Source organism: Tolypothrix sp. VBCCA 56010 (assembly GCF_050875635.1).
Classification (GTDB): Bacteria; Cyanobacteriota; Cyanobacteriia; order Cyanobacteriales; family Nostocaceae; genus Hassallia.
This window is the reverse complement of sequence record NZ_JBPAOH010000017.1, coordinates 25,990-40,507: the sequence shown is the minus strand read 5'-3', so window position 1 is coordinate 40,507 and position 14,518 is coordinate 25,990. Positions and strand designations below refer to the sequence as shown.

General features: G+C 44.8%; 13 protein-coding genes. 6 read left to right on the top strand and 7 right to left on the bottom strand.

Annotation, left to right across the window (positions count from 1 at the left end; genetic code table 11):
* Nucleotides 1-134: 134 nt before the first annotated feature.
* Together AABK37_RS08445 and lspA are read left to right on the top strand one after the other, a co-directional pair.
* Nucleotides 135-725, top strand: coding sequence for a biotin transporter BioY (locus tag AABK37_RS08445; RefSeq protein ID WP_432551137.1), 591 nt, complete (start codon nt 135-137; stop codon nt 723-725).
* 79 nt (nt 726-804) lie between these two features.
* Nucleotides 805-1,329, top strand: coding sequence for a signal peptidase II (gene lspA / locus AABK37_RS08440; RefSeq protein ID WP_432551136.1), 525 nt, complete (start codon nt 805-807; stop codon nt 1,327-1,329).
* Between the two features lie 243 nt (nt 1,330-1,572).
* Here lspA and AABK37_RS08435 read toward each other — a convergent pair whose 3' ends face one another.
* The gene (locus AABK37_RS08435) at nt 1,573-2,550 is read right to left on the bottom strand and encodes a hypothetical protein (protein WP_432551135.1); all 978 of its coding nucleotides are present in this window, start codon (nt 2,548-2,550) and stop codon (nt 1,573-1,575) included.
* 422 nt (nt 2,551-2,972) lie between these two features.
* Here AABK37_RS08435 and AABK37_RS08430 point away from each other — a divergent pair, with 422 nt between their 5' ends.
* Complete coding sequence (locus AABK37_RS08430; protein WP_432551134.1) at nt 2,973-5,240, top strand: transglycosylase domain-containing protein; 2,268 nt, start codon at nt 2,973-2,975, stop codon at nt 5,238-5,240.
* Here AABK37_RS08430 and AABK37_RS08425 read toward each other — a convergent pair.
* The 3 genes from AABK37_RS08425 to AABK37_RS08415 are packed head-to-tail and all read right to left on the bottom strand — an operon-like array spanning nt 5,216 to nt 7,510.
* Nucleotides 5,216-5,422, bottom strand: coding sequence for a hypothetical protein (locus AABK37_RS08425; protein ID WP_432551133.1), 207 nt, complete (start codon nt 5,420-5,422; stop codon nt 5,216-5,218). The genes AABK37_RS08430 and AABK37_RS08425 overlap by 25 nt on opposite strands.
* A gap of 7 nt (nt 5,423-5,429) precedes the next feature.
* On the bottom strand, nt 5,430-6,884 hold the full coding sequence (locus AABK37_RS08420; protein WP_432551132.1) for a DUF4335 domain-containing protein: 1,455 nt from the start codon (nt 6,882-6,884) through the stop codon (nt 5,430-5,432).
* On the bottom strand, nt 6,881-7,510 hold the full coding sequence (locus AABK37_RS08415; protein WP_432551131.1) for a DUF3038 domain-containing protein: 630 nt from the start codon (nt 7,508-7,510) through the stop codon (nt 6,881-6,883). The genes AABK37_RS08420 and AABK37_RS08415 overlap by 4 nt, the downstream gene beginning before the upstream one ends.
* 497 nt (nt 7,511-8,007) lie before the next feature.
* Here AABK37_RS08415 and AABK37_RS08410 point away from each other — a divergent pair, with 497 nt between their 5' ends.
* Together AABK37_RS08410 and AABK37_RS08405 are read left to right on the top strand one after the other, a co-directional pair.
* Nucleotides 8,008-8,526: an adenine phosphoribosyltransferase gene (locus tag AABK37_RS08410; protein WP_039753728.1), complete on the top strand. Its 519-nt coding sequence runs from the start codon at nt 8,008-8,010 to the stop codon at nt 8,524-8,526.
* Between the two features lie 84 nt (nt 8,527-8,610).
* The gene (locus tag AABK37_RS08405) at nt 8,611-9,657 is read left to right on the top strand and encodes an ABC transporter permease (RefSeq protein ID WP_432551130.1); all 1,047 of its coding nucleotides are present in this window, start codon (nt 8,611-8,613) and stop codon (nt 9,655-9,657) included.
* On the opposite strand, the gene AABK37_RS08400 is transcribed toward AABK37_RS08405, so the two are convergent.
* Nucleotides 9,654-9,824 (bottom strand): histidine kinase, encoded by a 171-nt coding sequence (locus AABK37_RS08400; RefSeq protein WP_432551129.1) that lies wholly within the window; start codon nt 9,822-9,824, stop codon nt 9,654-9,656. The two genes, AABK37_RS08405 and AABK37_RS08400, sit on opposite strands and share 4 nt — an antisense overlap.
* A gap of 23 nt (nt 9,825-9,847) precedes the next feature.
* Here AABK37_RS08400 and AABK37_RS08395 point away from each other — a divergent pair, with 23 nt between their 5' ends.
* Nucleotides 9,848-10,129 (top strand): hypothetical protein, encoded by a 282-nt coding sequence (locus AABK37_RS08395; protein ID WP_432551128.1) that lies wholly within the window; start codon nt 9,848-9,850, stop codon nt 10,127-10,129.
* A 140-nt stretch (nt 10,130-10,269) separates the two neighbouring features.
* On the opposite strand, the gene purF is transcribed toward AABK37_RS08395, so the two are convergent.
* A complete protein-coding gene (gene purF / locus AABK37_RS08390; RefSeq protein ID WP_432551127.1) occupies nt 10,270-11,745 on the bottom strand; it encodes an amidophosphoribosyltransferase in 1,476 nt (491 codons plus the stop codon).
* Between the two features lie 264 nt (nt 11,746-12,009).
* Nucleotides 12,010-14,496, bottom strand: coding sequence for a phosphoribosylformylglycinamidine synthase subunit PurL (gene purL, locus AABK37_RS08385; protein ID WP_432551126.1), 2,487 nt, complete (start codon nt 14,494-14,496; stop codon nt 12,010-12,012).
* Nucleotides 14,497-14,518: the final 22 nt, after the last annotated feature.

The following is a 14,518-nucleotide window of genomic DNA, read 5'->3' as shown; positions in this document are numbered from 1 at the left end:
ACTTGGCATCGTTATCTGTGTGAAAGCATCTATTCCCAAAAGGCATTTAGAAAATGTGCTACTTCGTAAATCAGCACATACTGCTAAAGTATTAATACTCATACAGCTTATTGCTTTTCGCTATTGCCTTGTAAATGTTTGCTGCTTCCAATCAATTACTATGGTCGATGATTGGCTTACTCCTGACAATAGGTGGCACCTTCCTAGAGGCTTATGGTATCACTTTACCTTGGAGTTGGAGTCAGCATGGAATTGAGACTTTTTCTTTAGGTGTTAAATATCAAATTGGCGCAGTGCTGCTGGTAGGTTGTTTAGGAGGCAAAAATGCGGGTGCGCTATCGCAAATTGCCTATTTAGTTATGGGGTTGACTTTGTTACCCGTTTTTGCTAATGGTGGCGGTATCGGTTATATCAAAGAGTCTCAGTTTGGCTATTTGTTGGGCTTTATTCCGGGAGCTTGGATTTGTGGCTTGTTAGCTTTTAAAGCTAGACCTAAACTAGAAACTTTGGCGTTTAGCTGTTTTTGTGGCTTGTTAATTGTCCACGTTTGCGGTATTACTTATTTGATTATCAGCTATATTTTTCATTGGAAAGGTACAGAAACTCTGCCATTAATGATGCAAGCAATCCTCACATACTCCTGGTTTGCTCTACCAGGTCAACTAGCTGTAGTCTGCGCCGTCACTGTAATAGCATATCTATTACGACACTTAATGTTTTATTAGTTCTAGTCATTTGTTGTTTGTCAAAAGCTCGTGACTAATGACTAATGACACTTGACTTTTGACACTTGACTAATTTGCCATGCGTTTAAAAAATCGCCTCTTTTGGATTGCTGCCTTTGTAATTGTTATCTTAGACCAAGTTACGAAAAACCAAGTAGTGTCAGCCGCAAAATCTTGGCAGTTGGAAACTATAATCGAATCAAAAACAGGAAATATAATATACAGACCTACTTTGCCACTCATCCAGGGGATATTTCATTTTACCTACGTAAAAAACGATGGTGCAGCTTGGAGTATACTTAGCGGACATATAGATTTATTGCGCTTTTTATCACTTGCCGTAAGTTTAGTATTGATAGCGGTAGCGTGCTTTGGTCCAGCCTTACATTTTTGGGATCAACTAGGCTATGGGTTTATTTTAGGCGGAGCGATCGGTAATGGTATCGATCGCTTTATTTTAAGTTACGTAATTGATTTTCTCGATTTTCGATTGATCAACTTTCCTGTATTTAATGTGGCAGATTCATTTATTAGTATCGGCATTGTTTGCCTGCTGATTTCCTCGTTTCAAAAAACGCCAGCTTCAAGTAGGCGATCGCCTTAACATTCCTTCTCCTGTGAGGACTGAAGTCCTCATCTTAACTTTCTTTAGACTGAAATCCTCACAAAATTAAGCCTGCTTACTACTTTGAAAAACCCCAAGAGTAAGCAGGCTTAATTTTATTTTCTGACGTTTTTCGTTTCAACTCTAATCAACACGATCTTTAAATGCCACCATTATAAATTGATAATCGGCATTTAGACAAACCGACTATTCCCTGGTGGCAAGAATGCGATTATGTTTGAATTAGCGTGGTTCTAACATTTTTGCTCCACCAGTAGGAAGTTTTTCCGAACCGGAATTTGGAAGTGTACTTGGACTGGTGCTTGGTTCGATTGTGCTACCTGGGGTGCTCATCGAATCAGGAGTTGTAGTGCTGCCTGGGGTGGTTGAATCCGGAGTTATCGTACTACCTGGGGTACTGTTTTCAGGAGTTGTCGTACTACCTGGAGTACTGTTTTCAGGAGTTATCGTACTACCTGGAGTACTGTTTTCAGGAGTTATTGTGCTGCCTGGAACTGGTGGAGTGATTTTGGTAGGGCTGCTCGAATCAGGAGTTGTCAAACTACCTGGAGTGCTATTTTCGGGAGTAGTAGTGCCAGGAGTGCCGCTATCAGGACTCGTCGTGCTACCTGGAGTAGTTGTGTCAGGAATTGTGGTGCTATCTGGAACCGGAGTGATTTTGGTAGGGCTGCTAGAGTCCGGAGATGTAGTGCTTCCTGGATTGGTCGTGTCAGGAGTTGTCGGGTTGTTGGGAGTGCTGTTTTCCGGAATTGTAGTGCCGGGAGTAGCGCTGTCAGGACCCGTCCTGTTTGGATTGGTCGTGTCAGGAGTTGTAGTGCTTCCTGGAGTGGTTGTGTCTGGAGTTGTAGTGCTTCCTGGATTGTTCGTGTCAGGAGTTGTCGGGTTGCTGGGAGTGCTGTTTTCCGGAATTGTGTTAGGACTTGTCGGACCCGGTGCGGTTAGGTTGGATGGAGTGCTTGGAGTGCTTGGAGTGCTTGGAGTCGCTCCAGTGGTGTCTTTTTGACAACGGGAATTCAGCGGGAAATTTTTACACAAAATTTCCATCGCATCGTCATTTAGCTTGATCTCCGGCGAGGTGCTTGTGGATTGGCTTAGTAGTTCCCTTTGTTCTGGGAATTTGCTTGATTGAGCAACAGCTACATTGCTGGTAACTGCTAGGGTAAAGGCTGTACCTATTAGGGTCAGATATTTTCCCTTCATCTTATTTAACCTCAACGGAACACTCCGCCTATTAAATCAAACAATATAATTTATAAAATCTTCCTAAATGAAGATGTATATTTTGAATTTGAAATTTGTCTAGCTCCTAAAGCTATAAAATTTACAGAAATTGTAGCGTTATTGCTAGTAATTTTCAATACAACTTCAAATAACTATATTTTGTTCGTCATTGAAAAAATAGGGATTAGATAATTTGCATAAGAATTATTGCTGAGATGTTAATGTCACAAAAATAACTTCCTAAATTCAATGCCCTTATATGGTATTGGTGTCAAATGAAATTCCAATAATTCCGTACAGCCAAATTCTACTTTGGCTTATGAGTAAAATGGTGAAATACCAGCATCAAGAGCGCAAATCGACAGTTTACTTGACTAACTAATCGTGGTGTGATATAGCCAATGAGTTCCCCCCACCCTCCTCAAAAGCCAAAAACTTTGCTTGGTCAGGTGACTCAAGCAGTACAAACAATTCAAGCGAGAGTTGATTTTTCCAAACTCGCGTTGCGACCTAATGCCAGAGTACCAGAATTATTGGTGCAGGATTCGGGGGCGGACAAGGCGGAAGTATATCCGTTATTAGGCGATCGCTACGTATTAGGTCGCAGTTCCAAATCCTGCGATATCGTCATCCGCAACCCAGTTGTCAGCCAAATTCATCTGTCACTGTCCCGCGACTCTACTCAACGAACTCCGGTTTTTATCATCAAAGATGAAAACTCAACTAATGGCATTTATCGCGGCAAACGTCGCGTCACTTCCCTAGAACTACGACACGGTGACATTTTCACCCTCGGACCGCCAGAACTCGCTGCTTCCGTGCGGCTGCAATACGTCGATCCACCACCTTGGTATGTAAAAGCTGCTACATGGAGCGCTTGCGGTGTCGGTGGAGCCACAGCGTTATTCGCTTTGGTAATAGGCGTAGAATCACTCAAATTCTCGGTTAGACCTTTACCCACAGCCACCCGTGCCCCGGTAATCGTTTACGCTCGTGATGGACAAAAGCCATTACGCGAACCTCGCTCTACTTCTCACATCGACAAAAAGCGGTTAGAAGACTTTGGTCCTTATTTGCCCGCTGCTGTAATAGCCTCAGAGGATAGCCGTTATTATTGGCACTTCGGAGTTGACCCATACGGAATTTTGCGAGCAGTATTAATTAATAGCCGCAGTGGAGATGTGCAGCAAGGTGCTAGTACTGTAACTCAGCAAGTCGCTAGAAGTTTGTTTCGCGATTATGTCGGCAGCCAAGACTCTTTGGGGCGAAAATTGCGAGAGGCTGTAGTTGCTCTGAAGTTAGAAACGTTTTACAGTAAAGATGAAATTTTACTGACTTATTTAAATCGAGTGTTTTTGGGGGTGGATACCTCCGGCTTTGAGGATGCAGCTCGATTTTACTTTGAGAAGTCGGCAAAAGAATTAACTTTGGCAGAAGCTGCGACGTTAGTAGGAATTTTACCCGCTCCCAACGGCTTCGATTTTTGTGGAGAAAGTGGAAATAAGTTAGAAGCAATTGAATATCGCAATCGCGTATTGAAGCGGTTGCTGGAAATGGGGAAAATCAAACAAGAAGAGTATAACCGCGCTAGGCGATCGCCTATCGAAGTTAGCCCCAAAGTTTGCGAACAGCAAGCGAAAACAATTGCACCCTATTTCTACAGTTACGTCTTTCAAGAACTCAAATCGATTTTGGGTGAAGATTTAGCCACAGAAGGCAACTTTATTATAGAAACTCAGCTAGACCCAGCAATTCAAGCGCAAGCCGAAGCAGCATTGCGAAATTCTGTCAACAACGGTGGCTCGAGTTTTCGTTATTCCCAAGGTGCAGTGGTGACTCTTGATTCCAGCACCGGCGCGATACTGGCGATGGTAGGGGGAACCGATTACAAAAAAAGTCAGTTTAATCGGGCTATCCAGGCAAAAAGACAACCAGGTTCTACCTTTAAAATTTTTGCTTACACCGCCGCCATTGAGCAAGGAATTTCCCCTGGAAGAAGTTATTCGTGTGATTCTTTGCGCTGGCAAGGTTTTACCTACAAACCTTGTCGCAGTGGTGGTGGTAGTTTAGATATTGCTACCGGTCTTGCGCTTTCCGAAAACCCGATCGCTTTACGAGTTGCCAAAGAAATCGGCTTGAATAAAGTTGTCGCAATGGCACAGCGTTTGGGGGTGAAGTCTACCCTCGATCCAGTTCCAGGTTTGGTGCTGGGTCAAAGTGTAGTTAATGTCACGGAAATGACTGGTGCTTTTGGAGCCATCGGTAATCGTGGTGTGTGGAATCGTCCGCACGCAATTAGCCGGATTTTAGATAGCAGTGATTGTCGCGATCGCAATGATTTAAAAACTTGCCGCGTCATCTACTCTTTTGACCAAGTTCCAGAAGCAAACAAGCGCGTACTCAAACCGGAAATAGCCGATACCATGACCAATTTGCTACGCGGTGTCATCGCCAGAGGTACAGGACGCAGTGCCGCTATTGGATTAGGCGAAGCTGGTAAAACAGGCACAACAAATGACAACGTTGACCTGTGGTTTATTGGCTTTATTCCCAGTCGGCGACTCGTGACTGGTATTTGGTTAGGAAACGATAATAATTCTCCCACATCTGGCAGCAGCGCTCAAGCAGCCCAACTTTGGGGAAATTATATGGGGAGAGTTACAAAATAGGGCATCGGGCATCGGGCATGGGGCATCGGGCATGGGGCATGGGGCATCGGGCATGGGGCATGGGGCATCGGGCATGGGGCATAGGGCATAGGGCATGGAAAAAATCTCCCATTGCCCATTACCCATTGCCCATTGCCCATTGCCCATTGCCCATTGCCCATTGCCCATTGCCCATTGCCCATTGCCCAATTACCGATATCCCTGCCAAGGTGTGACTTCTAGATTGCCGTTGGGCTGAAATACTACTTGGTAGTGAGCGAGGGGTTGTTTGGTGTTGGGAGGGGCTACATTTGAACCGTATAGTGCGTTGAATATCTTGGGAAGCGGTGTTTCCCGGAAATAATCAAAAGCTACTTGGTTAAGTGGTTCATAATCGGCGATCGTGCCATCTTTGTTGACGGCGACTCGATACTTCAAATTTTGGGAAAAAGTGGGAGTACCGCTCCAATTTTGGCGAATTGTATCATAAAGCTTCTTATTTAAATCTTTGACGGCGTTGGCATCTGTGATTTTTGCACCGATAACTTGTGGTGTGTTGGCGTATCCGCGCCAAGGACTAACTTGCAGCACACCTTGCTGTGTAAATACTACTCGAAATTGAGCGATCGGTTCATTGTTAATGCCACCACGTTTGGCAGGATTATAAAGTAGTTTTGGCAAGGGAGTTTTTTCTATTGCCTGATTTGCTTCTTTATTTATCGCTTTATAACCGACGATCGCACCATCTGCCGCTACACCAATACGATAGACTAAATCCTCATTTAATCCTGAGCGATTAGCCCAATCAGGATTAATTTGGTTATAGACTTGGCGATTTAATGCCCGCAGTTGAGAGGCATCAGTAATTTCCGGAACTGTTTTTAAAAGAGATTCTAAATCTGTTGTAACTGCGCTTGTTGCAGTCGGGGTGGTAGTTGGTGTAGGAGTAGCATTTGCGATGGGGGCAGCAGATGCTGTGGGGATAGCAGATGGTGTGGGATTTGTAGCATCTGCTGCTGATGAAGTGGTGCTGGGTGTTGTAGAGTTAGTCTGCTGTTGTGGTTGACGCACTTGTGGCGTGGGAATCAAACCGAATGCAAGAGCACATACAGCCAAACTCGATACACCCACACCCGCTGGTACTGCTTGCTTGATAAACGCTTGACTAGCCATGCCAGAACCTTTGCCAACAGGTTGTAATTCGAGTGACAACTCTGGTAAAGTTTGGCTATCAGCAAAAAACTGATCCACCGCTTCGACTAAATCAAACAATTGCACGCTATTCAAATCGATTTGAATTGGTGCTTTACCATTATTAGATTTAGCTTCTGGATTTTTTTGTACTTCTGAATGCACAATCAATCTATGTCGATTGCTGTGAATTTTCTGAAACTGCACTAACTCCGATTCTGTGTTGTGTGCGAGTGGGTTCGGCACATTGCTCAAAAATTCTTGAGCATAACCACTAACGGCTCTTACCAAACTTTCAAAAAATTCCCGCCCTCCCACTAATGGCTGTTTGTAGCCAGATAAATAGCATTCTGCATTTACCAAAATTGATAATTCTGGGCGCATTTCTTGGAAGTGTGCCGCTCTTGTGGCATCACTTAAACCTTCTAAAAGCAGCGTGCAATTAGGTAAACTATACTTACGTTGAATATTCATTCTACTTCACCGTCAAAAAGACTAATCCAGAAGCGTTGCATTCCTGCTGTACCTGTACAAAATAATAATTTACTTAACAAATTCATCGCCAGTTCATCTATTTTTTCATCAGAAGTTAATGCCAAAAAACCAGAACGGCGGGGATTCATCCGGCTTTTAAAATGCGCTCTAAATCGCTCTAGATAATTAGAAAGCCGCAAATTTTGTTCTAAGGGAATTTGTTTATCATTCATTTGTTGATAAATCATTAGCATTTGGCGAATGACAACAGTCAACCGTCGCGCCAAATAGCAAGCGATAACTACCAAAGCTTTCGCCTCGATAATTGTCAAAGGACGGCGAATATTTGCTCTACGTAACGGGTTAGTGCTACGCATTCGCCATAAATTCACCCGATCTTTAATAATACCTTTGAGATCCAATTCTTCAGCAAATCCCAAAATTGCTTCAGAGCCACCCAGTTCTAAAGCTTCAATTGCTAGTAAAATAAGGTCAATTTGCACGCGGGTTGTCCGGGGACATCCTTGTCCGTCAATTGCAGGATCGGGGAGAGTGTCCAGAATCATCGGCGCTGATTTTTGGGTGAGACTACTGTTAAACGGCGTTAAAGAAGCGGAGACATTCATTATAAATACCTTGTGCGATCGCAACAGACTAGGTAAAACTAATTTAAGATAGCTAGTCTAAAAAGTGGACATTTTCACGTGGCAGTAGTAGGACTGCCTGACATATAGATTAATTACTCGTTCTACTCAAAGGTTTCCGTATACTGAAATCGTCAGTTTTTAAAACATAAGTTCAATAGCTACAAAAGGTAGTATAATTCCATCTTTAGCTTGGTGTAGATTCTGATAATCGTCAATGGATTGTGCGTTCTTGAGCAATGATCCCAAGCGTATGACATTATAGTGTACGATTTTTCAGGTATCTAGGATTGGGCATCGGGCATCGGGCATCGGGCATCGGGCATCGGGCATCGGGCATCGGGCATGGAAAGAATGCTATTAGAATAGAACGCGCATCAAAAATCGAGCGTCTTTAATTCCCGTTGCCCATTGCCCATTGCCCATTGCCCATTGCCCATTCCCAATTCCCCATTCCCCATTCCCCATTCCCTATTCTTATGGATTTAAAGTCTCTGATTCGTGACATCCCAGATTTTCCTAAACCCGGAATTGTCTTTCGGGATATCACCACACTGCTGCGCGATCCTCAAGGACTGCGTTACACTATTGACATTTTTGCCGAAAAATGCATTGATGCCGGACTGAAAGCTGATTATATTGTGGGGATGGAGTCGCGGGGCTTCATATTTGGTACACCTCTAGCTTATAAATTAGGAGTTGGTTTTATTCCCGTTCGCAAACCAGGTAAGTTACCAGCAGCAGTTCATTCGGTTGAATATGAACTAGAGTATGGTACGGACTGTTTGGAAATGCATCAGGACGCTTTGCACCCCAATAGCCGGGTTTTAATTGTAGATGATTTGATTGCGACAGGTGGAACCGCGAGTGCGACGGCTTCTTTAATACAGAAAATTGGCTGCGAACTTGTGGGATTTGGGTTTATCATCGAGCTACGGGATTTGCAAGGGCGAAAAAATCTGCCGGATGTGCCGATTATTAGCCTTGTAGAATATTAGTCAAAAGTCCAAAGTCTAAAGATTAACTCTTGACTGTTGACTGTTGACTGTTGGCTTTTGAGTGTTGACCTTTGACAAACTACTATGACTTCTACCAGAATTTCCTTAGAAACAAGTAGAGATTGGCTGTATAGGCTGGTCACTAGCGAAACCTTTATTTATGTCATGAAGCGGCTATTACAGGCGCTTTTGACATTGTTTTTAGCATCAGCATTGTCATTTTTTATTATGCAGCTCGCACCAGGGGATTATGTCAGTTCCTTGGAGGCAAATCCGAAAATTTCTAAAGAACGAATTGACGAACTGCGACGACAGTTTGGTTTGGATAAATCTTGGCTGGAACAATTTGGACTTTGGTTGTGGAATATTTTGACACGGGGCGATTTTGGGACGAGTTTTTCTTATAATCGTTCGGTCGCATCTTTGTTGTGGGAACGCGTGCCAGCAACATTGCTGATGGCGATCGCTTCTTTAATTGTAACTTGGGCGATCGCTATCCCCTTAGGCATCACCGCCGCCGTCAAGCAAAATCGCGCTTACGACCGGATTTTGCAAGTCTTAAGCTACCTCGGACAAGGATTTCCCAGTTTCATTGCCGCTTTGTTTTTACTGTTCTTTGCCCAAATCACCACCCCCCTATTTCCCGTAGGTGGTATGACCAGCATTTATCACACCGACCTCTCCCCAATTGGGAAAATTATAGATATAGGCTGGCACTTAATTTTACCCACCATCGCTTTAAGCATCACTAGCTTTGCTGGTTTACAGCGAATCACTCGCGGCGAAATGTTAGATGTACTGCGTCAAGATTACATCCAAACGGCTCGCGCTAAAGGATTGCCCGAAAACCGCGTTATTTACGTTCATGCCCTTCGTAACGCCATTAACCCCTTAATTACGTTATTGGGTTTTGAATTGGCTAGTTTATTAAGCGGTGCTTTCATTACTGAGCAGTTTTTTAACTGGCCCGGTTTAGGAAAGTTGACTTTACAAGCTTTATTTAATTTAGATGTGCCTCTAGCAATGGCAAGCTTGGTAATGGGTGCAGTACTTCTAATAGTCGGCAATTTAGTCGCCGACTTAATGCTGAAAGCAGCCGATCCGCGCATTCGCCTAGAAAATTTGAATTAGTTGGTTATAGGGCATGGGGCATTGGGCATGGGGCATTGGGCATTGGGCATTGGGCATTGGGCATTGGGCATGGGGCATTGGGCATTGGTAAAATTCCTCTCCCCCTGCCTCCCCATCCCCCCTGCCTCCCCTGCCTCCCCTGCCTCCCCATCTCCCCCTCCCCCCATCTCCCCCTCTCCCCCTCCCCTCCATGCTGTCCGAAGTTTATTATCTGATACGCTCAAAATCTGACGGTAGTTATCTTACTGCCCGTCCTAACTCGCAAGGAACAAGCTATTTGTTGCTATTTGGCGAACATTTTGACGCCCTCAGCTACCTCAACACCCACGCCGCAGAATTGGCAAGCCGCTTTTCTGTAGAATCTATTCCAGGGACGCAGGTAAAAAGTTTGCTGAAACGCTGGGGTTTCAGCGGTGTGGGCATTGTTACAGATCCGTTGTTACCCAATGTAGAATTTTTGCAGCAAACCTAAATTTGGGAATGGGGCATGGGGCAATGGGCAATGGGCATTGAAAATTAAGAATTGGGAATTGGAATAAAGCCAAATCTTGACCCGATGACCCGATGCCCACTTGGACGATGCCCATTGCCCGATGCCCATTGCCCGATGCCCTAGACTGCTGCTTTTTCTAATATCAATTTAGAACCTTTGAGTGCTTCGGGAATTGAGGTGGGGTAATCGCCGGTAAAGCAGGCAGAACAAAAATTATTAGTGTCTTCTCGCGTTGCTTCTAGCATTCCTTTCCAACTGAGATAGGCTAAGGTGTCAACTTCTAGTTGTTTGGCAATTTCTTCTACTGATTTGGTGGCAGCAATTAGCTGATCTTGGGTGTCGGTGTCGATACCGTAGAAACAAGGATGAGTTACTGGGGGCGAGGAAATTCGCATATGCACTTCCACTACACCCGCATCTCGCAAGGTTTTGACAAGTTTTCGGCTGGTTGTACCCCGGACTATGGAATCATCCACAATCACCACTCTTTTGCCGTATAAGACATCTTTGAGGGGATTGAGTTTCATTTTGATTCCCGATTCGCGCATCATTTGTGTTGGCTGAATGAAGGTGCGTCCAACATAACGATTCTTAATCAGTCCTTCGGCGTAGGGAATACCAGAGGCTTGAGAAAAGCCGATCGCAGCTGGTACACCAGAATCAGGAACACCAAATACAATATCTGCTTCTACAGCAGATTCTTCAGCCAGTCGCCGCCCTAACCGCAATCGGTAGCTGTACAATGTTTCATCGTTCATCATACTGTCGGGGCGAGCAAAGTATATCATCTCAAAGATACACAGCTTCTTTTGGGGTTGTTGAGTCCAGGGGAAGGAAGCTAAACCATCTTCGGTAATCCAAACTAATTCGCCCGGTTCTACGTCTCGCAGATAATCGGCACCAATGATATCTAGTCCACAAGTTTCGGATGCGAGTACGTAGCGAACTGGATTTTCTCCCAAAGTGCCAATTACTAAAGGACGAATGCCATTAGGATCGCGAACGCCCATAACACCAGTTGGAGTGCCAATTACTAAACTAAAAGCACCTTGGCAACGGTTAAATGCGCGAATGCAGCCTTCTAACCAGTCTGCACCAGCATTGATTTCTTCGGCGATCGCAAAAGCAATCATTTCTGAATCGGTTGTCGTCACTAAGTTGAATTTGCTCTTTAGCAACTCTTCTCGTAAGTGCCCGGTATTGACTAAATTCCCATTATGTGCTAAGGCTATTGAACCCAAGCGAGTTTCGACAACAGCAGGCTGGGCGTTAACTTTCCGGCTGGAACCTGTAGTTGAGTAACGAGTGTGACCAACGGCTAAGTTACCCGGTAACTTACTCAAAGTTGATTCGTTAAACACATGGGATACCAAACCCATATCTTTGTGCAGGTGTACTTGTTCCCCTGCAAATGTGGCAATTCCCGCTGACTCTTGACCTCGGTGTTGAAGGGCATAAAGTCCAAAGTAGGTCAGTTTGGCAACATCTTCCCCTGGTGCGTAGATGCCAAAAACGCCGCAAGCTTCTTCTGGCTTATCAGCACGGGTTTCAATTTCGGCGTGGTCATCCAAGGAGACGGAATGGTTAGGAATCATGCTACAGCTTTGCTCCAGATGAAGTTTTGAGTCAGTGGGGTGGATATATAAGTGATTGTTTTCAGAAATATTAACTGACCTTAACAAATCGTTAACAATCTATATACATATAACAGTACCTTAATCATGCCTGGGGTTAGCAAGGATTTATGGTGAATAGTTAAGAGTTAAAAGTGAGGAGTGAAAAGTTAGGGGTCACGCATTCACGCATTCACTCCTGAAAAATCATAACTCCGCGCCTTTGCTCCTCATAACTCATAACTCCTAACTCATAACTTTTAACTCCGCACCTTTTAAACGTCTTTCAATCGCATGGGAATAGCGATCGCTCATATCTTCGATCCTAACCTTGATTAAACTTTGGTTATCAGAGGTTAACACCCCCAAATCGGTGTTGGAATTACTAACCTTGCCCAGTTGTTGCCAATAATTAGCCAATTGTTCATTTAATAAAGATTCCCAAACTTCTTGCTGTTCTAACGCTACAGAAACTATAATTCGCGCTCCACCTTCAGAAAACAGCACCTCATCCCATCGAAGTTGTGAATTACTTGATGCTAATCCTAAATTAATTTCGGCACCAAGTTTGCCAGCAATGCAACATTCTGCCAAAGCAACAGCCAAACCACCCTCAGCACAATCATGAGCTGAACGAATCCAACCATTGCGAATTCCTTCACGGCAAACTTTTTGTACACACCTTTCCAATTCAAAATCTACCCGTGGGGGGTGTCCAGCTACAGTATTGTGGATAGTGGCTAAATATTCCGATGCTCCCAATTCAACTTTAGATTTCAATGGCAATCCTAAAAGATAAATAATATCGCCTTCAGCTTGCCAAGCTTGACCGCAAATTTTGCTTAAATCAGGAATCAACCCGACCATCCCCACAACCGGGGTAGGATAAATTGGTTGCGGGTTGCCTTCTGAGTCGAAAGTTTCATTATAAAGTGAGACATTACCGCCAGTAACCGGCGTTGCTAATTCTCGGCAACCCTCAGCCAAACCGCGACAAGCTTCTGCTAATTGCCAATAACCAATCGGTTTTTCCGGACTGCCAAAATTTAAGTTATCAGTCACCGCTAAAGGTTCAGCACCCACACAACTAAGATTGCGTGCAGCTTCAGCCACAACTGCCTTAGCACCCTCGTAAGGGTCAAGATAAACGTAGCGAGGATTGCAATCAACTGTGGCAGCAACGGCACTTTGGGGAGTGGGGGAGTGGGGGAGTGGGGGAGTGGGAGATGAGGCAGTAAACTCTTGCTTGTCCTTCTTGTCCCCTTGTCCTCCTTGTCCCTTTGTCCCCTTGTCCCCCTGTCCCCTCTCCCCCCCTCCCCCACTCCCCTTGTCCTCCTCAAGGGGACGCAACCGGACGACGGCGGCATCAGCGCCACCTGGTAAGATGACGGTGTTATTTTGGACTTGATGATCGTATTGGCGATAAACCCAACGTTTTGATGCGATCGTTGGTGTATCGAGTAAAGTCAAAAGAATATCATTCCAACTTTGCAGGCTTCCTTGAATTTCAATGCCAGCAGTTGTGCAAGCGGGAAGCAAATCAGGTGTCCATTCCCAAGCTTTAATAGCATACTCTGGTGGTTCTGTCAATAATTCTCGTTCATACAGTGGGATATTTTCTGCCAAAGCTTCAGCGGGAATTTCTGCGGCAATTCCACCTTGGAATAATATTCTCACAATCGGTTCCGCAATAACTTCCCCCGCAACAACCGCTTGCAGTCCCCACCGATGGAAAATATCGATTAATTCTTGTTCGCGTCCCTTGTGTGCCACAAACAGCATTCTTTCTTGAGATTCCGAAAGCAGATATTCATAGGGAACCATACCCGATTCTCGCACGGGTATTTTATCTAAATCCAGTTCAATGCCGACACCGCCTTTTGCAGCCATTTCTGATGTAGAACAAGTGATGCCAGCTGCACCCATATCTTGGGCAGCGACGACTGCACCTGTTTTAAACGCTGACAAACAAGCTTCAATTAACGACTTTTCTAAAAAGGGATCGCCAACTTGTACTGCTGGGCGGTTATCTAGTGATTCATCGCTGAGTTCTGCACTGGCAAAACTTGCCCCTCCCATACCATCGCGTCCGGTGGTGGAACCAACATACAGTACCGGGTTGCCTAAACCAGATGCTCCAGATTTGACAATTTCTGGAGTTTCCATCAGTCCCAGCGCCATCACGTTTACTAGGGGATTCCCGGAGTAAGCGGCATCAAAATAAACTTCGCCACCGACAGTGGGAACCCCAACGCAATTACCATAATGAGAAATTCCTGCAACTACACCGCTAAATAGGCGTTGAGTTTTGGCATCTTCCAGGGAACCGAAGCGCAAAGAGTTTAAAAGAGCAATGGGACGCGCACCCATTGTAAAGATATCTCTGAGGATACCTCCTACGCCAGTGGCGGCACCTTGAAACGGTTCAACGGCTGAGGGGTGATTATGAGATTCAATTTTAAAGGCAAGTTGCAGCCCGTCGCCTAAATCGACAACGCCAGCATTTTCACCCGGACCAACGAGGATGCGCGAGCCTGTCGTGGGAAACTGTTTTAATAATGGGCGTGAATTTTTGTAACAACAATGCTCTGACCACATCACCCCAAACATTCCCAGTTCGGCTTTGTTCGGATGACGCCCTAACCTGCGGACAATTTCTTCATATTCTTCTGGCTTTAAACCTTCTGCGGCGATTTCTTCAGCGGAAAAGGCTGGTTTTGAGCTTGCAGTCATGGAAGTTATGCACTCTGGGGGA